Raw genomic sequence first — 18,812 nt, 5'->3', positions numbered from 1 at the left:
CAGGGAGTGTACGCCGACGGTTAAGCGTCTGCATGCTTGAAATGCGGTTTCTCAGTAGATGTCCCTAATGTCTGCACGTCCCCGAGCGCGTGCTGGCTATAGATATATTCATAAAATGAATCAATAAATTATAAAAATAAATTTGCCTCATGCTGTGGTGCGGCATACGATGACGGCATCCGAAAATAGCTCCTATCATTGCTCTCACCATGTCCACCAGACCGATCCCCTCCGAGCCTGCGGCTGATCATCGAAGCCCGTTCGCCGTGCTTGTCAGCGTGACCTTGCTCACCGGCGTCGGCGCAGGTCTCGGCGGCATGTCGCTGGCGCTGTTGCTGCACTGGATCCAGCACGTTGCGTTTGGCTACAGCCTCGAGCACGTCATCAGCAACGAGAGCTTCCTGAGCGGCGTGAGCGGCGCGGCGCCCGAACGGCGAGTGCTGGTGATGGTCGTCTGCGGCCTTGTCGCCGGTCTCGGCTGGTGGGCGCTGTATCGCTACGGGCGTCCGCTCGTCAGCATCAAGAAGGCGGTCAAATCGGAAGATCCGCGCATGCCGGTCGTCAGCACGGTGATTCATGCCGTGCTGCAGATCGTGACCGTCGCGCTGGGCTCGCCGCTTGGCCGCGAGGTGGCGCCACGCGAGATCGGCTCGGTGTGGGCCGGCTGGCTGTCGCATCGCGCGGGGCTGACGGTTGCCGAAAGCCGCATCATGGTGGCGTGCGGGGCCGGGGCCGGGCTGGCTGCCGTCTATAACGTACCGTTAGGCGGCGCGGTGTTCGTGCTCGAAGTGTTGCTGGGCACGTTCGGCTGGGCCGCGTTGGTGCCGGCGGTGGCGACATCTGCCATTGGCGCCGTGGTCGCGTGGATCGGTCTGGGCGATGAGCATCAGTATTCGGTTCCGCAGCTGCTGTTAAGCACGCCTCTGGTCGTCTGGTCGGCGCTGTGCGGTCCCATTTTCGGGCTGGCGGCGTGGGGCTTCACGCAACTGACCACGCGCGCCCGCGCTCATGCGCCGAAGGACTGGCGATTGCCGGTTCTGGCGCTCATCAACTTTGCCATCATCGGTGTGCTGGCCATTGAGTTTCCGCAATTGCTCGGCAATGGCAAGGGCCCGGCAGGTCTGTCGTTCAATAGCGAACTGACGATCGGGCTGGCGGCGGTACTGCTGATCCTCAAGGTTGCGATCACGGCCGGCAGTCTGCGTGCCGGTGCCGAAGGCGGTCTGCTGACGCCGGGGCTCGCGAACGGCGCATTGCTCGCGATCGTGCTTGGCGGGATATGGAACATGATCTGGCCGGGCACGTCTTCGGGCGCTTTTGCGATTGTCGGCGCGGGGGCGTTTCTTGCCGCATCGATGCAGATGCCGTTGACGGCGGTCGTGCTGATTCTCGAGTTCACCCGCGTGAGCCATGACTTTCTTGTGCCCATCCTGCTGGCGGTGGCTGGCTCCGTGTCGACCTTCAAGCTGCTGGCGACCGTATGGGCGGCGCGCAACGTGCCGGCCGCGGCGTCGGCGAAGCCGGCGGGCGCGGTGATGGCGAGGTCGGCGGGCGAGGGTTAAGGGGGGAGATACCGCTCAGCTCATATTGGTGCATCTTCGGCTTGCATCAGTTTAATTCTATGGTGACTCGCTAGCCGTCTTCGTATGAATGCCTGGGCAGGTCTTTCAATCATCGAGAAAGCATATTTTGAAGACACCAGGGTTACGGCAATAAACCCGAGAAAGAACCAGACGCTTCTATAGGGCACAGCTACGCCAGTTTCGCGACAGACCAGCATAATGCATAGCTGGATAGGGAAGTGAAGCAGATAACTGGAATATGTCATATTCCCCGCTGTTTCAATAGCGCCGCGAATCCTCGCCGGAGGATTGAAATATTCCGACATAAAATATACGCAGGATAGGGTTGCCGCCATCAGGAAAAATTTTGGCTGAATTTCAAGTTCGGGTCTGCTGTTAAGGAAATGCCAACCGGCTACCATTGCAATGACCACAAAAAAAGAAGCCCCCGCCGCCGTTCGGTGTCTCCGCATAAACGGACCCGCCATCGTCAGGACCCCGCCGGCATAGAACAGGGCCAGGCACTGAAGTACTGGGCTTGACACGCCGAAGCCCATTGCAACGGCAGTTGCAACCACCACCATTCCAGAGAGAAAGATGTTATTTAAAAAAATTCGCAAAAATGCATAGAATATAAAATATATCAAGATTTCCACCGAAATCGACCAGATCGGACCGTTAAATCCAACTGGAGCCGTACCGATCCAGCTGCTCGCCATGAATATCTGGAGAAAGAATTCCCTAAAATTATTGTTCTGATAAACAAAATAAACGCCGCTTTTCCGGAAGTAAGCGTACTGCAGAAGCGCTACAGCCAGAAGCGTGACGAAATGAAGAGGATAGAGCCGGGATAGTCTGTAGACAAAGAAATTCCATCCTGAAATCGATCCCGTTGCTATCGCCTCACCGTATTTCCAGAAGAAAATATAGCCGCTTATGCACCAGAATATCTGGACCCCAAGGTATCCGTATCGATATATCGGGAGCAATAAAGAATAGAGCGGTTGGGTCGACGGCGAAAATTCAACGGGCTCGCTGCCAAGATATGAAAAGTGTTTGTAATGCCAGACAAGAATCGCGAGTGCAGATACAAATCGTATGCATTCGAGACCTAATATTTTGCTCCGTGATTTTTCGCCTTCGGTGTTGCTTTCAGAGAGGATGCTGGCGGGTTGGGTGGCCGTCATGCTGTCGATCCTTTGGAGCGGAGAAGAATGCCTGCGGGTTGACCGCGGGATGGCAATTGCATCTACTGCACGACCAAAGTCGCCATCGTTGTGATGGACAAAACGGCTTTGCAACTGATCCTAACCAGCCGCTAACACGTGAACTGTTGGTTGGCGCACAGTCAGCCGTGTACGGCGCCCTGTAGCGGGCTTTAGCTCCCCGTTCTTTGCAGCTGCCCGGATTCTTCACGCCATCGCAACCTGTCCGCCCCGACGGCTCCAGCGAAGTGGCAAGCGCGCTCCATATCCGAAGCTTGTGTTTGTTCAGCTCTATTCGATGTTCATAAAATACGAACGAGAAAAAGAAAACGATTGAACATCGGCTGTGGGGCCATTTCGATTAAAGTTCGGCCATTTCAACCCGATATACATAGGACAAGTAGATAGAGACCACATCTGCCGGGGGACAAAAAGCATGTTGAAAAACCTGTCGATTCGCGCCAGCCTTAACCTGATGATCGCGTTGTTCGGGATCCTGCTGGCGGTAGGGGCTGCGGTCGGGCTTTTATCAATGCGTGATGGCAATGAATCCTTGCGCCAGATGTACACGGTCGATACGCCTGCCGTGGCTGACCTCGAGGGCGATTCCGTCAAGTTGCTGAACGCACGGCTCGCGCTTGCGACCTACGCGTCGCTTGCCGAACTGAAGGATCAGGCGGGCCAGGACGCCGTGCTCGGCCGCTTGGGCACCTACCTGCAGGCCTCCAACGATTACCTGTCGCACTATTTGAGCCACGCAGGCCATGGCGATGAGGAGCAGGCCCTCGTCAAGGACATGCAGGACAAGCGTGCCGCGTTCCTGCATCAGGGCCTAGAGCCAGCTCTCGCTGCGATCAAATCCGGCGACACGCAAGCCTTCGTGCAACTTCAGGCGCACGTCATGCCAAAACTGTTCAACGTGTATTCGACGGCGATGGCGGCGCTCATCAATGCGCAACTCGATCGCGGTGCGCGTCGCTACCAGGATGCGGAAAACCGCTTCCACATGGTCAGCGTGGCGGTCGCCGCCGGTCTCGTAGCCGCACTGCTGCTCGCCTTGGGCGGCCGCATGATGCTGATGCGTGCGATCGTCGATCCGGTCAACGCGGCGATCGGGTATTTCAACCGTATCGCCGAGGGCGACCTGACGGGCCGGATCGTCGCCACGGGCGCCAACGAGATGAGCAAGCTCACGGCCGCGTTGCAGAAGATGCAGGATTCGCTGCGTGCAGCGATCACCTCCGTGCGGGGTGGCACCGAATCGATCAATGTTGAGGTGAACGAAATTGCCGCGGGCAACGCCGACCTGTCGCAACGCACGGAAGAGCAGGCGGCATCGCTCGAGCAAACGGCGGCGAGCATCGAAGAACTGACCTCGACGGTCAAGCAGACCGCAGAGAACGCCAGGCAGGCGAGCCAGCTCGCGCAGAGCGCATCCGGGCTGGCCGTAAAAGGCGGTGAGCTGACGCAGCAGGTGGTGGGCACGATGCAGAACATCGTCGGTGATTCGCACAAGATCGCCGACATCGTCGGGGTGATCGAAGGCATCGCCTTTCAGACCAATATTCTGGCGTTGAACGCAGCGGTGGAGGCCGCCCGCGCGGGCGAGCAGGGACGTGGCTTCGCGGTGGTCGCGAGCGAGGTGCGTGCGCTCGCGCAGCGCAGCGCCGGCGCCGCCAAGGAGATCAAAGGATTGATCGCCGAGTCGACCTCCCGGGTGCAGTCGGGCTCCGAGCTGGTCGACCAGTCAGGCACGACGATTACCGAGATCGTCCAGTCGATCGCACGCGTGAGTTCGATCATGAACGAGATCGCGGCGGCTTCGGCCGAGCAGAGCGTGGGCATCGATCAGGTCAACCTCGCCGTCGCGCAGATGGACGAGGTGACCCAGCAGAACGCGGCATTGGTCGAAGAAGCGTCGGCCGCTGCGCAATCGATGGCTGGACAGGCTCGCACACTCAGCGACGCAGTAGCGGTGTTCAGGGTCGCCGAGACGGGCACTTCGACGGTGTCGCGAGCCGTGGCTCCGCAAATTGCCTCGCAAAGCGCATCACGCCGGCCTGCGTTGGCAGTTCGCACGCCGCCAGCCCGTACAACGAAGGCAAAGCCGTCACCCGCCGCCGCTGCAGACAGGCCGACGGCCATCGTGGCGGATACCAGTGCTGCGGACTGGGAGAAATTCTGAGTCCGGATTTCGCGGGACTTTGAAATTCCCGTGCGTAAGTCACCGCCACCGCCTGCTTCATGGAGCCGCCCGATCCTCATCGCGGCGGCATTCCCCTTTGCGAATCATGGCGACCGCCAATAGTACGGTGCGCGCTCATCGCTTTGCTCTGATTTTCACGGGTACGCGCAGGGTTTACGTGATACCGCAGCGCCAGTTTATTCACCTAATATATTCAAAATATTGAATTCAAAATGCCACGGATAACGATCATGTAGTCAGGGACAACGCGGTGTACCCAGGAGACGGTAAGCATGCGTATTTACCAGTTCATCAACAAGGTGCCGGGCGGGCTAATGGTGGTTCCGCTGTTTATCGGCATGCTGATCAATACATTCTGTCCGAACGCTTTAAAAATCGGCGGCTTTACTCAGGCGCTGACTAATCAGGGATATCCAACTGTCCTTGCGATGTATCTGTTCACGGTCGGCACCAAGATGACCTTGCGAGCGGCCCCCGGCATGCTCAAACGCGGTTTCGGCATTCTGCTTTCGAAGGTGGGTATCGCGGTTCTGATTGCACTCGCCATTTCGCATTTCTTTCACGGTAATTTTCTGGGACTCAGCACGCTCGCGGTGCTGGCCGCCATGAACGACACCAATGGCGGTATGTTCCTCGCGCTGACAAGCACCTTTGGCAGCAAGGAAGATTCCGGCACGTATGTCGCGCAAAGCATCGAGACGGGTCCGTTCGTGACGATGATCGTCCTTGTCGGCGCCGGCCTCGCCAATATCCCGTGGCTGACCATGCTATCGGTTATCGCGCCGATTTTCGCCGGCGCGATTCTTGGTAATCTCGACAGCGAACTGCGTGATTTCTTTGGCAGGCATGAACCGCTGATCGTGCCGTTCATGGCCTTCACGCTGGGACAGGGGATCAATCTCAAAGCGGTATTTACGGCAGGTGTGCCAGGCATCCTGCTGGGCGTGGCCGTATTTGTCGTCACGGGCATCGTCTGCATCTTCGCGGACCGGTTGCTGGGCGGCTCCGGCGTGGCGGGCGCCGCCGCGTCGAGCACGGCAGGCAATGCAACCGGCACGCCGCAGGCGATCGCGCTGGCGGACCACTCCTATGCGGCGATCGCGCCGGCTGCAACCATCCAGGTGGCGGCATCGGTGATCGTGACGGCCGTGCTTACGCCGATTCTGACTGCCTGGGTATTCCGGAAACAACAAAAGAAACAGCTGCAGCCGGACGCACAGATCGATCGCGAGAACCGCGAATCGCAAGCCGACGAAGATCACTATCCGCCGCCAATCGGTGCAAATGAGTGAGCAGGCGATGCGCCGTGTCTTACCCCGGCGCTTTGAGCTTTGAGTCCATGACATCCGCTCATGGACGCCATGACAAACTTTCGATTGGCCGCTGATATCGGCTCGGGCTAAATTCCTCCGCACACCCCGGATGCACGGAAGCGTTCATCCGGACCCGATCCCCGAGGAGGACCCATGCGAAGCGCCAGCGCGCCCCGTTCGAAGCTGCCCGACGTCGGCACCACGATCTTTACCGTGATCGGTCAGCTCGCGTCCGAGCACGACGCGCTCAACCTGTCACAGGGCGCGCCGAACTTCGCGCCGGATCCGGCGCTTGTCGAAGGCGTGGCGCGTGCGATGCGCAACGGACACAACCAGTACGCGCCGATGGCCGGCATCGGGGCGCTGCGCGAAACGCTCGCCGACAAGACCGAGCGCCTGTACGGCGCGCGCTACGATCCGCAGACTGAAGTCACCGTGATCGCGAGTGCGAGTGAGGGGCTGTATGCCGCGATCAGCGCGCTCGTGCATCCTGGCGACGAGGTGATCTATTTCGAGCCGTCGTTCGACAGCTACGCGCCGATCGTGCGGATGCAGGGCGCGACGCCGGTCGCCATCAAGCTCGCGGCGCCGGACTTCCGCGTCGACTGGGACGCGGTCGCCGCCGCGATCACCCCGCGCACGCGGATGATCATCGTCAACACGCCGCACAACCCGACCGCGACCGTGTTCTCGGCTCATGACATCGAGCAGCTCGCCAGGCTCACGCGGCAGACCGACATTGTGATCCTGTCCGACGAGGTCTACGAGCACATCGTGTTCGACGGTGTGCGCCACGAGAGCATGGCGCGGCATCGCGAGCTCGCGGAGCGCAGCGTTATCGTGTCGTCGTTCGGCAAGTCGTTTCACGTGACCGGCTGGCGCGTCGGCTACTGCTTCGCACCTGCCGCATTGATGGACGAGATCCGCAAGATCCATCAGTTCATGGTGTTCTCGGCCGACACGCCGATGCAGTTCGCGTTCGTCGAGCACCTCGCACAGGCCGACAGCTATCTGGGGCTGTCCGCGTTCTATCAAGCAAAGCGCGACCTGCTTGCGCGCGAGCTCGCGGGTTCGCGCTTTGAGCTGTTACCGAGCGAAGGCTCGTTCTTCATGCTCGCGCGCTTCCGGCATTTCTCCGACGAGCGCGATAGCGATTTCGTGTTGCGCCTGATCCGCGACGCGCGCGTTGCGACGATTCCGCTGTCCGCGTTCTACACGGATGGCACCGACCCCGGCGTGATCCGGCTCAGCTTTTCGAAGGACGACGCGACGCTGGTTGAAGGCGCGCGCCGTCTGAGCAATATCTGAGGCCGTCGACGTACGGCAGCCACCCGCCCGACTATTCACGATTCCAATAGAAGGACATCACGATGAAGCACCTGAAAATCTGGCTTGCGCTCGCCTGCGCGTTCGGTTCCTGTGCGGCGCTCGCCGATGCGCAGACGCTGCGCTTCGGCCTCGAGGCGCAATATCCGCCGTTCGAATCGAAGGCGCCGAACGGTGAGTTGCAAGGGATGGACATCGATGTCGGCAATGCGGTGTGCAAGGCCACGAAAATGACGTGCGCGTGGTCCGAGACGTCGTTCGACGGCCTGATTCCGGCGCTGAACGGCCGCAAGTTCGACGCGATCAATTCGGCGATGAATGCGACCGACAAGCGGCGCGAGGCGATTGACTTCACGACCCCGATCTACCGCGTGCCCACCGAACTGATCGCGCGCACCGGCAGCGGTTTGGTGACGACGACGGAATCGCTGAAAGGCAAGCGCATCGGCGTGCTGCAGGGTTCGATCCAGGAGACGTTCATGAAGGTGCACTGGGAACCGGCCGGCGTCATCGTGGTGCCGTACCAGGATCAGAACCAGGTGTTCGCGGATCTGACGTCGGGCCGCCTCGACGGCACGCTGCTGCTCGCGCCGGCGGGCCAGCCGTTCCTGCAGCGTCCGGACGGCAAGGACTTCTCGTTCGTCGGGCAACCGGTGCACGACGACAAGATCCTCGGCAGCGGGATCGCGTTCGGCGTGCGCAAGGGCGACGACGCGCTGAAGGCGAAGCTGAACGAGGCGATCGCGAAACTCAAGGCGGACGGCAGCGTGAAGTCGCTCGGCGCGAAATACTTCGGCGATATCGACATCTCGACAAAGTAACGCCGGACGACGATGCGATGCCAGACAATCAGATCGACGCCGCGCTCGATCCGCTCGGCATTCTGAATCCCGGCAAGGTGCTGTGACGGGAGAGCGGGGCAGAATCCCCGCTCAGTGGCTGTGCCGTTCGGCAACAGGCGAGGGTGGCTGCTTCGACTGCCGGCTCAGCATCACGGTAACGACAGCCGACACAGCCAACGTCGCGCCAACTGCGTACAAGCCTGCTGCATAGCCGCCCGTTACGTTCTTGAGCCATCCGATCGCGAACGGGCCGACGAAGCCGCCCAGGTTGCCCACTGAATTGATCATCGCGATCCCCGCAGCCGCGCCGGCGCCTGACAGGAACATGCTGGGCATCGCCCACAACGGCGCCTTGGCTGCACTGATGCCGATGTTCACGATTACGAGCGCCAGGATGATCATTAGCGCTGTAGTCGCGCTACCGGCAAAGATGAATCCGAGGCATGCCAGGATACACGGGATGACAACGTGCCACGTGCGCTCTTCCGTGCGGTCCGAATGCTTCGCCCACCAGATCATCGCAATGACCGCGAGAATGCTCGGCAGGCCTGCCAGCAGGCCCGTTTCGAACGATCCGAAGCCATACTGGCGAATAATCAGCGGTGCCCACAGTCCAAGCGTATAAAGCCCTGCCGACGTGCCGAAGTAGATCAGCGCCAGCGCCAGAACCCGTGGATCGCGCAAGGCGGTGAGTGCACCGGCGGTGTGGCCGGCATGTGACTGCTTCGCTGCTGCTTCCGTGTTCAGTTTTGCGATCAGCCATTCGCGCTCTTCCGGCTGCAGCCACTCCGCTTTCGCCGGTGTATCCGTGAGGTACTTCAGCACGCCGAAGCCGAGGATGATCGCCGGCACCGCTTCGAGAATGTAGAGCATCTGCCAGTCGGCAAGTCCGGCGAGCGGAGGCAGTTTCATGATCGCGCCGGAAATCGGCGAGCCGATCGCGGTGGAGATCGGCGCGGCGGCCATGAACCATGCTGCAGCGACTGCGCGTTGACGCAATGGGAACCACAGACTGAGATACAGAATGATGCCGGGAAAGAAGCCCGCTTCGGCGACGCCCAGCAGGAAGCGCAGCGCGTAGAAGCTGTTCGGGCCGATCACGAACGCGGAGGCCGCCGACACGATCCCCCATGACACCATCACGCGGGCAATCCAGCGGCGCGCGCCGACCTTGTGAAGAATCAGGTTCGACGGCACTTCGCACAGAAAATAGCCGATGAAAAACAGTCCACCGCCGAGACCGAACGCCGTCGGCGACAGACCGATAGCCTTGTTCATCGACAGCGCCGCAAACCCCACGTTGACGCGATCCAGAAAACTCACGAAATACAGCAGCATCACGAACGGGATAATGCGCAGCATGAGCTTGCGCGAAACCCGGCTTTCGAGTTCGGAAATCATTGTCTCCTCCGTGGAGGCTTGAGCAGTGCTCTATTCAGAAACGGAGTTGAGTTACAAAGCGCGTCGTGGCCGTCCGGTGCGGCTCTCCTGTTTTTTTCGGCGCGCTTGCCGGTCAAACCCTCGTATCGCCACGCTCGGGGCGAGCGGGGCCACGGCCGCCGGATGACGGCCGTGCGTTCCAGGCCCCTGGGGAGCCGCTGATGGAGAGTTAAGCTGCGTTGGCCGAGGGCACTGCGGCTGTTTCAATGAAAGAGCAGACGGCCGCGGTCACCTGCGCGGTCGTTGCCGTGCCGCCAAGGTCGCGGGTGTGCAGCGATGTATCGGCAGTCACCGCTTCGACGGCTTGCATCACGCGTTTTGCCGCGTCGAATTCGCCCAGATGTTCGAGCAGCATCACAACCGACCAGAAGGTGCCCACCGGGTTGGCGAGACCTTTGCCCATGATGTCGAACGCCGAGCCGTGGATGGGTTCGAACATCGACGGATAGCGGCGCTCCGGATCGATGTTGCCTGTCGGTGCAATGCCGAGGCTGCCGGCGAGTGCCGCGGCGAGGTCGCTGAGGATGTCGGCGTGCAGATTGGTGGCGACGATCGTATCGAGCGAGGCGGGGCGGTTGATCATGCGGGCGGTCGACGCGTCCACCAGTTCCTTGTCCCATTTGACGTCCGGGAATTCCTTCGAAATCTGCAGCGCAATCTCGTCCCACATCACCATGGCGTGACGTTGCGCGTTGCTCTTCGTAATGACGGTCAGCAGTTTGCGCGGACGGGATTGCGCGAGACGGAACGCAAAACGCATGATCCGCTCGACACCGGCGCGCGTCATCATCGACACATCCGTCGCGGCTTCGATCGGGTGTCCCTGGTGGACGCGTCCGCCTACGCCGGCATATTCGCCTTCCGAGTTTTCACGGACGATGACCCAGTTCAGGTCCTCCGGCCCGCAGCGCTTGAGCGGTCCGTCGATACCCGGCAGGATGCGGGTCGGACGCACGTTGGCGTACTGGTCGAAGCCCTGGCAGATCTTGAGGCGAAGGCCCCACAACGTGATGTGATCGGGAATGTCCGGGTCGCCCGCCGAGCCGAACAGGATCGCGTCCTTGTTGCGGATCGCGTCGAGCCCGTCGGCGGGCATCATGACGCCGTGCTCGCGGTAGTAGTCTGCGCCCCAGTCGAAGTTCTCGAATTCGAATGCGAACGACTTCGTCGTCTTTGCCAGGGCTTCGAGCACCTGCGCGCCGGCCGGTACGACCTCCTTGCCGATGCCGTCGCCGGGGATGGTCGCGATGCGATAGGTTTTCATGTCTCCGTCCTTCAGGTGTTGTACGAATGAATGAACTCTACCTATCTCCGGGCGCAAAAACCGGTGCTAGACTCAAAGCATCTTTAACTTTAATTCACAAGTGAAAGCCATGCGAGATACGGTCGATCCGTCGGATTTGAGCTTTTTCTCGACGCTTGCGGCGTCCGGCAGCCTGAGCGCCGCCGCGCGGGAACTGGGACTGACGGCAGCGGCGGTCAGCAAGCATTTGACGCAGATGGAAAGCCGCGCGGGCGTGGGACTGATCAACCGGACGACGCGGCGGATGATGCTGACGCCGGAGGGCGAGTTGTACCTCGAGCACGCGCGCCGGATTCTCGACGAGATCGACGAACTGGCCGAATTGCTGGGTACCGCGAAGAAAAGTCCGAAGGGATTGCTGCGCGTGAACGCGACGCTTGGCTTTGGACGCAGCCATGTCGCCCCTGCGATTTCGCGCTTTGTCGCGAAGCACCCGCAAGTATCGGTTCAGCTTCAGCTATCGGTCACGCCGCCTCCGCTGACGGACGATACGTTCGATGTCTGCATCCGCTTCGGCGAGCCACCCGATACGCGGGTGGTCGCGCGTCGCCTGGCGACGAACCGGCGCTTGCTGTGTGCGGCGCCTTCGTACATCGCCGCACGCGGGATGCCGGTGACCGCGCATGACCTGACGCGGCACAACTGCATCGGCATCCGCCAGGGTGACGAGGCTTACGGCGTGTGGCGTCTGACTTCGGGCAGGGGTGCGTCACGCAAAACGGAGGCCGTGCGCATTAACGGGACGCTGACGACGAACGATGGCGAAATCGCGGTGAAGTGGGCGCTGGAAGGACACGGCATCCTGATGCGGGCCGAGTGGGACATCAAGCAATATCTGGCCGATGGTTCGCTGGTCCTCGTATTGCCCGATCACGACACGCCGAACGCGGATATCTTCGCCGTTTATTCGCAACGGCACCAGATGTCCACGCGGATTCGCGCGTTTGTCGATTTCATCGCCGGGGATCTTCGAAGCGAAGCGGGCGAACTGGGGTGAGACGCAGCGACGCTCATTCGGAGCCCAACTGCATTTGTCGACATACGATGGCGTTGCTGGCTTGCGCAGACAAGAACGCAGGCAACAAAAAACCCCGTAAGACGTTGATCTTACGGGGTTTCTCGAACTTCGCCGGCTTATGCCGGAACAACCGATGGTGCCCAGGAGAGGACTCGAACCTCCACGGTGTTGCCACCGCTAGGACCTGAACCTAGTGCGTCTACCAATTCCGCCACCTGGGCACATTTTCAAGCTAAACCGTTATTTTAACGGGACGACTCAGCGTGTCAATGGGGACTTCAACAACCGCTTCATTGCACCGTCCGGACTTTCAGGTATTGAATCACGTTCGATACTGATTTCCGCACTGCCGATACGCTGTTGTTCATTCGAACAAGTTCAAACGAACCGCAGAGCCTCACACAAAAAGCAAAGCCGCTCGGAAGCGGCTTTGCTTTTGAATCTGGTGCCCAAGAGAGGACTCGAACCTCCACAGTGTTGCCACCGCTAGGACCTGAACCTAGTGCGTCTACCAATTTCGCCACCTGGGCAGGTGTCTGTACAGCAGAGACCGCTATTATAGCGACAGCTTCAAAGCTGTCAAGCATTTCGAGAAAGCCTCCGCATGGCGCCGGATTGCGGTTCACGGCAAGTACTGCAGCAAGTATTGACGCGCCGCTTGGCGCGCAATACGGGTGTTAGAATGCCTCGCAGTAGTTCGTTGGCACGGTGCCCAGGCCCGTCGGACTCAGCTTTGAATGAGCCAGACCCGAGCAGTCAATCGCAGGTGCAACAGAGCCGCGTCATAACGCCGACCGACGTCCATGCAACGAGAAAAAATCATCGACAAGCCCTTGAGCAAATATCCGTACCCGATTCCGAGCCGCGAGGAAATCCTCGGCGTGCTCCGCACGAGTGAAGCGCCGCTTGCAGCGAATGACATTGCCGAAGCGTTGTCGATCAAGCGCCAGGAGCGCGAAGGATTTTTCAAGCGTCTCGCGGCCATGGAGCGCGACGGCCAGATCCGGCTCGATCAGCGCAACCATTACCAGCTTACGCATCCGTCCAATTTTGTCGGCGGCCGAGTGCAGGGCCATCGCGACGGCTACGGTTTCCTCGTGCGCGACGACGGTCAGGACGATCTGTTCCTGCCCACTGGCGAGATGCAGAAGGTCATGCACAACGACCGCGTGCTGGCGCGGATCGTCGGTTATGACCGGCGCGGACGGCCCGAAGGCCACATCGTCGAAGTCACGGACCGCGCCAACAAGCGCGTGATCGGGCGCCTGCTGAACGAGAACGGTGCGCTGATCGTCGCACCTGAAGACAAGCGCATCGGCCACGACATCCTGATCACGCAGAACACCAAGAAGGCCAAGGTCGGCCAGGTGGTGGTGGTCGAGCTGACGGATTTCCCGAGTCGCCATTCGCAGCCGCTCGGCCGCGTGGTGGAAGTGCTGGGGGATATCGACGATCCCGGCATGGAAATCGAAATCGCCGTGCGCAAGTACGGCGTGCCACACGAGTTCAGTCAGGCCGCGCTCGACGACGCCGCAAGGCTGCCGGACGAAGTCCGTCCCGTGGATATTCGCCATCGCGTCGATCTGCGCGATGTGCCGCTCGTTACGATCGACGGTGAAGACGCCCGCGACTTCGACGATGCGGTGTACTGCGAGCCAATCGCGGTCGGCAAGGGCGAGGGCTTTCGCCTGATCGTGGCGATCGCCGATGTCTCGCACTATGTGCATCCGAAGAGCGGTCTCGATGTGGACGCGATCGAACGCAGCACCTCGGTCTACTTCCCGCGCCGCGTCATTCCCATGCTGCCGGAGAAGTTGTCGAACGGCCTGTGTTCGTTAAACCCGCACGTCGACCGTTGCGTGCTGGTGTGCGACATGGTGATCACCGCGCGTGGCGAGATCAAGGCTTACCAGTTCTATCCGGGTGTGATGCACTCGTCGGCGCGCCTGACCTATACCGAAGTCGCCGCGGTGCTGAAGAACACCAAGGGCCCGGAAGCAACGCGCCGCGCGGCGCTATTGCCGCAACTGCAGAATCTGTATGGCGTGTACAAGTCGCTGTTCGCCGCCCGGCAAAAACGTGGCGCGATCGACTTCGACACCACCGAGACCTACATCGTCTGCAATGCGCAGGGCAAGATCGAACAGATCATCCCGCGCACGCGCAACGACGCGCACAAGCTGATCGAAGAATGCATGCTGGCCGCGAACGTCTGCGCGGCCGACTTCATGAAACGCAACAAGCACCCGGGCCTGTACCGCGTGCACGCCGGACCGACCGCCGAAAAGCTCGAGAACCTGCGCACTTTCCTGCGTGGCATGGGCCTGACGCTGGGCGGCGGCGACTCGCCGCACGCGAGCGACTACGCCGCGTTGATGGCGCACATCCGCGACCGGCCCGACGCGCAGATGTTGCAGACCATGTTGCTGCGCTCGATGCAACAGGCTGTCTACAGTCCGGACAATATCGGCCACTTCGGTCTCGCGTATGAGGCGTACGCGCACTTCACGAGTCCGATCCGGCGCTACCCCGATCTGCTGACGCACCGTGCGATCTACGCGGTCCTGCAGGGGCGCAAGTACACGCCGGAAGCGCCGCATGGCGTCGATCTGAATACGGCGCTGTCGCCGCGCGCCCGCGCGATGCAGCAGGCCGACGACGAAAAGCGCGGCCGTACGCGTTCGAACAACGTGGCGATCTGGGAAGAGCTCGGCTTGCACTGCTCGGCCAACGAGCGTCGGGCGGACGAAGCCTCGCGCGACGTCGAAGCCTGGCTCAAGTGCTACTTCATGCGCGACAAGCTCGGTGAAGAGTACGGCGGCATGGTGAGCGGCGTGACTTCATTCGGCATTTTCGTGCAGCTCGATGCGCTGTTTATCGAAGGCCTCGTGCATGTCACCGAACTGGGCTCCGATTACTTCCAGTACGACGAGATCAAGAACGAGCTACGCGGCGAACGCACGGGCATCCGCTACCGCCTGTCGGACCGGGTGCGCGTGCAGGTGAGCCGCGTCGATCTCGACGCACGCAAGATCGACTTCCGGCTGGTGCGCGATACGCCGATCAAGTCGCCGGGTGCGCGTCCCGCGCTCGCCGACAAGGCTGCCGTTGAAAGCGGCGGTGCGCGTGTACGCTCTCTGGCGCCGGCCGAAGCCGGCGCAGGGGCACGCCGCAAGAAGGCCGCACCGGCGCCGACGCTCGCGGTCAAGGAGGCGCGCGCGGCACGCAGCGCCGCCAGGAAACACGGCGCCTCGGCCAAGTCTGCTTCTTCTTCGAAGGCACAGACACGCAAGAAGCGCTGAGCTCACACGCAAATCGCGAGGCGAGTCGGCACCAGCAGGCTCGCTGCAGCGGGTTCGCCGCGCGCAACCGGTACAGGTTCATGTGCCGGTTGCGCGCGGTCTGCATTTCGGTTTGTCTTTATCCCAGTAGCGCAGCCGCGTCGCGGCGCGCTCAATCAAAGGTTGTTCAGTCATGTCACGTCTCAAGGTTCTATACGGTTTCCACGCGGTGACCGCCCGTCTGCGTCACGATGCGTCCACGGTCGAAGAGGTCTATTACGACGCGACGCGCAAAGACCGCCGCATGACGGAGTTCCTGCACACGGCTAAGGAAGCGGGCGTGCGTCTGATTGCTGCCGACGAAACGCGCCTGTGGGGCCTCGCGCACACGGAGCGTCACCAGGGCGTGGTGGCGCGGGCAGGGGACATGCCGCTGGCGCAGAATCTCGCGGAGCTGCTGGATGGCATCAACGGTTCGCCGCTGATTCTGGTGCTCGATGGCGTGACCGATCCGCACAACCTCGGCGCGTGTCTGCGGGTCGCCGATGCGGCTGGCGCGCATGCGGTGATCGTGCCACGCGATCGTGCCGTCGGCCTGAACGCGACGGCCGCGAAAGTGGCGAGCGGCGCAGCCGATACGGTGCCTTACATCACGGTGACGAATCTGGCGCGCGCTCTGCGCGAACTGAAGGACGCCGGCGTATGGGTGGTGGGCACGGCGGGCGAGGCGAGCAAAAGCCTGTATGAGACCAGGCTCGACGGTCCGGTCGCGCTCGTGATGGGTGCGGAAGGCGAGGGCATGCGCCGCCTGACGCGCGATACTTGCGACGAAGTCATGCAGATTCCCATGGCCGGCAGTGTGGAAAGCCTGAACGTGTCGGTCGCGAGCGGCGTGTGCCTGTTCGAAGCCGTGCGCCAACGCTCGGTGAAGGTCAAGACCTGATTCAGGACGCGGCATGCACGATGACCGTCGTGCCGCGCCGGGTCTTCCGGTCCCGATTGTGCCCACTTGCCGGATAAGTTCGAGCGGCGCATGCTAGTCCGGTAAACTTGCGGTTTTCCGCCTCTAGCCAGCAACTCCCATGACTCAAGACGAACTCAAGCAACTGGTCGGTCAGGCCGCCGCCGACTACGTGAACGCCAACGTACCCGAAGGCGTCGTGATCGGCGTCGGCACCGGCTCGACCGCCAACTGCTTTATCGATGCGCTGGCCGCCACGAAGCACCGTTATCGCGGCGCCGTGTCCAGCTCGCTGGCGAGCACCGCGCGCCTGCAGTCGCACGGCTTCAAGGTGCTCGATCTGAATGAAATCGAATCGCTGCCGGTCTATGTCGACGGCGCGGACGAGATCGACGCCAGCGGTGCGATGATCAAAGGCGGCGGCGGTGCGCTGACGCGCGAGAAGATCGTGGCGTCGGTGTCGGAAGTGTTCGTCTGCATCGTGGACTCATCGAAACGCGTCGATGTGCTCGGCCAGTTTCCGTTGCCGGTCGAAGTGGTGCCGATGGCACGCACCGCAATCGGCCGCCGCGTGATCGCGTTGGGCGGCGTGCCGGTGGTGCGCGTGACGAAGGAAGGCACGCCGTTTATTACCGACAACGGCAATGAGATCATCGACATCAAAGGGCTGAAGATTGCCGATCCTCGCGCGCTCGAAGCACAGATCAATGCGTGGCCAGGCGTCGTCACTGTAGGTCTCTTCGCAGAACGCGGAGCGACCCTGTCGCTGCTTGGCACCGACACCGGCGTAGAAACCATCCGCTACACGCGCTAAATAAAGCTGCGCGTTCAAGGCACCGCACCGCGTCAGGCGCGACGCGGTGACGGTGGCGCGAATGCGCATCTCCCAGGCGACCCGCCTCGCCGTCATCCTCTCCCGGTTGACGGCTCACGTCCTCTCTCCTCTGCGCCAGCCTGCTCCGATCGCGTTTGCCGTTGCCCCACAGTCGGCGTTCTGCTTTCGGCTAGTCGACAAACCCTCACATTTTACTGTCTCTCGATTGCGGAGTGTGGTCGGGCGCACGCTCTGCGGACGGCGCTCCTTTTAAACTCGGTCTCGTGGCGTTGGACAGTTACGCCCAGGTGAAGTCGCGAAAGCGATGAGCGGCACTGCTCGCCTCATCGTCCCGCGACCACGCCGGCGGTACGGATCGATTAAATGCTTTCGAACTGTTAGCAATTCGTCATCCTTAATAAAATGAAAAGATTGATATGGGTAATTGCCGTCATTCAGGGAGAGGGAGTCGTGAGAGAACAGCGCTCGCTGTCAGCCCGCATTGACCAACGCCTAAAGAATACGATCTTCTGACAAGGAAAATTCAAACAACATGAATGCCGATCGCCTTTCGGGCCAGGTCCCCGATATCGTTGAAGCTTGGGCTGCGTTGCAGAGCAAGGTGCCTCTCAAGCCTATTCGCAATGAGCAGGAATACGAGCAGCTGACGCAGCTCGCGAATGCGCTGACGAACCACCTTCACGGCGACGCGGACAATCCGCTAACGGATCTGCTCGGCGTTCTGTCCGCTCTGATCGGCGGCTGGGAGTCTCGCCAGGTGGTGGTACCCAGCGCGGAGCCGCGTGAGGTGCTGCGCCATCTGCTGGAAACCCACGGTCTCAAGCAAAAGGACCTGGCCGATATTGCCTCGCCCACTGTGGTCAGCGACATCCTCGCAGGACGCCGGGCAATCAGCAAGAACGTGGCAAAGGCGCTGGCCGTGCGCTTTCGAACAGACGTCAGCGTTTTTATCTGACGCCGCCTCAAAGACGTTGAATCGCCCGCACGAAAGTACCGGGCGTGTTTCAGCAATGCATGACTAATTGAAAATTCGTTTTCCTAATTAATCAGCATTGTGCGAATTAATTCGCCGGGTCTGATTATTAAACGGGCGCGAGGCCTCTGTCCTGGCGTTTCGCATTTCAATCGCACGCTGCTTTTCACGCTGCCGCACATCCAAAACGCGAACTTCTTCGGCCTCTAGACGAAGAAGTCGGCCACACGTTTTCTTGACAATCTTTTGAAAATTCATCGCTGCTTCTTTGGACGATTTTCCGTCGTCGTCGATGAAACCGTGCGGTTGGTGTGATGCCGCACGGAATGTATCCGGTCGAGGACGTAGCTTATTACTGTGGACTGAAAGAGTGCTTAACCGGTGGATAAAACGGTGACGCGCACCGGCACGGAGTACCTGTGAACGAGTGTGCATGCTCCGCGCTGAACGGCGTGGAAGAGCCGAACCCCGGGGCAAGCTGCCGTTCGGGATCAACAAGGTGCGGTCGATGGGATACGTCGGCGTGGACGATAGGGCGCGTCTCGCC

Annotated in this window: 13 protein-coding genes and 2 tRNA genes; 10 read left to right on the top strand and 5 right to left on the bottom strand. The window is 60.9% G+C overall.

From position 1 onward, the window contains the following. Window positions 1-209 precede the first annotated feature (209 nt). Window positions 210-1,562: a chloride channel protein gene (locus P3T24_RS14590; RefSeq protein ID WP_429435554.1), complete on the top strand. Its 1,353-nt coding sequence runs from the start codon at window positions 210-212 to the stop codon at window positions 1,560-1,562. Between the two features lie 20 nt (window positions 1,563-1,582). Here P3T24_RS14590 and P3T24_RS14585 read toward each other — a convergent pair whose 3' ends face one another. Continuing rightward, complete coding sequence (locus P3T24_RS14585) at window positions 1,583-2,749, bottom strand: acyltransferase family protein (protein ID WP_429435551.1); 1,167 nt, start codon at window positions 2,747-2,749, stop codon at window positions 1,583-1,585. Between the two features lie 454 nt (window positions 2,750-3,203). On the opposite strand from P3T24_RS14585, the gene P3T24_RS14580 reads away from it, so the two are divergent. The 4 genes from P3T24_RS14580 to P3T24_RS14565 all read left to right on the top strand — a co-directional run bounded on the left by P3T24_RS14580 (window position 3,204) and on the right by P3T24_RS14565 (window position 8,433). After that, window positions 3,204-4,952, top strand: a complete 1,749-nt coding sequence (locus P3T24_RS14580; protein WP_429435548.1) for a methyl-accepting chemotaxis protein — start codon at window positions 3,204-3,206, stop codon at window positions 4,950-4,952. Window positions 4,953-5,245: 293 nt separating this feature from the next. After that, window positions 5,246-6,265, top strand: coding sequence for a 2-keto-3-deoxygluconate permease (locus P3T24_RS14575; protein WP_429287557.1), 1,020 nt, complete (start codon window positions 5,246-5,248; stop codon window positions 6,263-6,265). Window positions 6,266-6,439: 174 nt separating this feature from the next. Continuing rightward, window positions 6,440-7,594, top strand: a complete 1,155-nt coding sequence (locus tag P3T24_RS14570) for a pyridoxal phosphate-dependent aminotransferase (protein WP_429435545.1) — start codon at window positions 6,440-6,442, stop codon at window positions 7,592-7,594. A 62-nt stretch (window positions 7,595-7,656) separates the two neighbouring features. After that, the gene (locus P3T24_RS14565) at window positions 7,657-8,433 is read left to right on the top strand and encodes a transporter substrate-binding domain-containing protein (protein ID WP_074264939.1); all 777 of its coding nucleotides are present in this window, start codon (window positions 7,657-7,659) and stop codon (window positions 8,431-8,433) included. 111 nt (window positions 8,434-8,544) lie between these two features. On the opposite strand, the gene P3T24_RS14560 is transcribed toward P3T24_RS14565, so the two are convergent. Together P3T24_RS14560 and P3T24_RS14555 are read right to left on the bottom strand one after the other, a co-directional pair. After that, window positions 8,545-9,855 (bottom strand): MFS transporter, encoded by a 1,311-nt coding sequence (locus P3T24_RS14560; RefSeq protein ID WP_429435542.1) that lies wholly within the window; start codon window positions 9,853-9,855, stop codon window positions 8,545-8,547. A 208-nt stretch (window positions 9,856-10,063) separates the two neighbouring features. Continuing rightward, a complete protein-coding gene (locus P3T24_RS14555; protein ID WP_429435539.1) occupies window positions 10,064-11,158 on the bottom strand; it encodes a tartrate dehydrogenase in 1,095 nt (364 codons plus the stop codon). A 109-nt stretch (window positions 11,159-11,267) separates the two neighbouring features. On the opposite strand from P3T24_RS14555, the gene P3T24_RS14550 reads away from it, so the two are divergent. Then, window positions 11,268-12,194 (top strand): LysR substrate-binding domain-containing protein, encoded by a 927-nt coding sequence (locus tag P3T24_RS14550; RefSeq protein WP_074264935.1) that lies wholly within the window; start codon window positions 11,268-11,270, stop codon window positions 12,192-12,194. 155 nt (window positions 12,195-12,349) lie between these two features. On the opposite strand, the gene P3T24_RS14545 is transcribed toward P3T24_RS14550, so the two are convergent. Both P3T24_RS14545 and P3T24_RS14540 read right to left on the bottom strand, forming a co-directional pair. Further along, window positions 12,350-12,436 (bottom strand) — tRNA-Leu (locus P3T24_RS14545). Window positions 12,437-12,658: 222 nt separating this feature from the next. Further along, window positions 12,659-12,745: transfer RNA gene (locus tag P3T24_RS14540), tRNA-Leu, on the bottom strand. A 273-nt stretch (window positions 12,746-13,018) separates the two neighbouring features. On the opposite strand from P3T24_RS14540, the gene rnr reads away from it, so the two are divergent. From rnr to P3T24_RS14520, 4 genes are all read left to right on the top strand, one after another. Beyond that, window positions 13,019-15,517: a ribonuclease R gene (rnr, locus tag P3T24_RS14535; protein ID WP_429407408.1), complete on the top strand. Its 2,499-nt coding sequence runs from the start codon at window positions 13,019-13,021 to the stop codon at window positions 15,515-15,517. A 172-nt stretch (window positions 15,518-15,689) separates the two neighbouring features. After that, window positions 15,690-16,439, top strand: coding sequence for a 23S rRNA (guanosine(2251)-2'-O)-methyltransferase RlmB (gene rlmB, locus P3T24_RS14530; RefSeq protein ID WP_074264933.1), 750 nt, complete (start codon window positions 15,690-15,692; stop codon window positions 16,437-16,439). A gap of 139 nt (window positions 16,440-16,578) precedes the next feature. Further along, complete coding sequence (gene rpiA / locus P3T24_RS14525) at window positions 16,579-17,271, top strand: ribose-5-phosphate isomerase RpiA (RefSeq protein WP_429435536.1); 693 nt, start codon at window positions 16,579-16,581, stop codon at window positions 17,269-17,271. 553 nt (window positions 17,272-17,824) lie between these two features. Beyond that, window positions 17,825-18,247, top strand: coding sequence for a helix-turn-helix domain-containing protein (locus P3T24_RS14520; RefSeq protein ID WP_074264931.1), 423 nt, complete (start codon window positions 17,825-17,827; stop codon window positions 18,245-18,247). Window positions 18,248-18,812: the final 565 nt, after the last annotated feature.

The organism is Paraburkholderia sp. GAS33, from assembly GCF_050436645.1.
Classification (GTDB): domain Bacteria; phylum Pseudomonadota; class Gammaproteobacteria; order Burkholderiales; family Burkholderiaceae; genus Paraburkholderia; species Paraburkholderia phenazinium_B.
The sequence above is the reverse complement of the archived record's forward strand: the minus strand, read 5'-3'. Positions and strand labels throughout refer to the sequence as shown.

Bases quoted from the DNA above. Each gene is read 5' to 3' on its own strand.
- P3T24_RS14590 (WP_429435554.1), top strand. From the start codon at position 210: ATGTCCACCAGACCGATCCCCTCCGAGCCTGCGGCTGATCATCGAAGC.
- P3T24_RS14585 (WP_429435551.1), bottom strand. From the start codon at position 2,749: ATGACGGCCACCCAACCCGCCAGCATCCTCTCTGAAAGCAACACCGAA.
- P3T24_RS14580 (WP_429435548.1), top strand. From the start codon at position 3,204: ATGTTGAAAAACCTGTCGATTCGCGCCAGCCTTAACCTGATGATCGCG.
- P3T24_RS14575 (WP_429287557.1), top strand. From the start codon at position 5,246: ATGCGTATTTACCAGTTCATCAACAAGGTGCCGGGCGGGCTAATGGTG.
- P3T24_RS14570 (WP_429435545.1), top strand. From the start codon at position 6,440: ATGCGAAGCGCCAGCGCGCCCCGTTCGAAGCTGCCCGACGTCGGCACC.
- P3T24_RS14565 (WP_074264939.1), top strand. From the start codon at position 7,657: ATGAAGCACCTGAAAATCTGGCTTGCGCTCGCCTGCGCGTTCGGTTCC.
- P3T24_RS14560 (WP_429435542.1), bottom strand. From the start codon at position 9,855: ATGATTTCCGAACTCGAAAGCCGGGTTTCGCGCAAGCTCATGCTGCGC.
- P3T24_RS14555 (WP_429435539.1), bottom strand. From the start codon at position 11,158: ATGAAAACCTATCGCATCGCGACCATCCCCGGCGACGGCATCGGCAAG.
- P3T24_RS14550 (WP_074264935.1), top strand. From the start codon at position 11,268: ATGCGAGATACGGTCGATCCGTCGGATTTGAGCTTTTTCTCGACGCTT.
- rnr (WP_429407408.1), top strand. From the start codon at position 13,019: ATGCAACGAGAAAAAATCATCGACAAGCCCTTGAGCAAATATCCGTAC.
- rlmB (WP_074264933.1), top strand. From the start codon at position 15,690: ATGTCACGTCTCAAGGTTCTATACGGTTTCCACGCGGTGACCGCCCGT.
- rpiA (WP_429435536.1), top strand. From the start codon at position 16,579: ATGACTCAAGACGAACTCAAGCAACTGGTCGGTCAGGCCGCCGCCGAC.
- P3T24_RS14520 (WP_074264931.1), top strand. From the start codon at position 17,825: ATGAATGCCGATCGCCTTTCGGGCCAGGTCCCCGATATCGTTGAAGCT.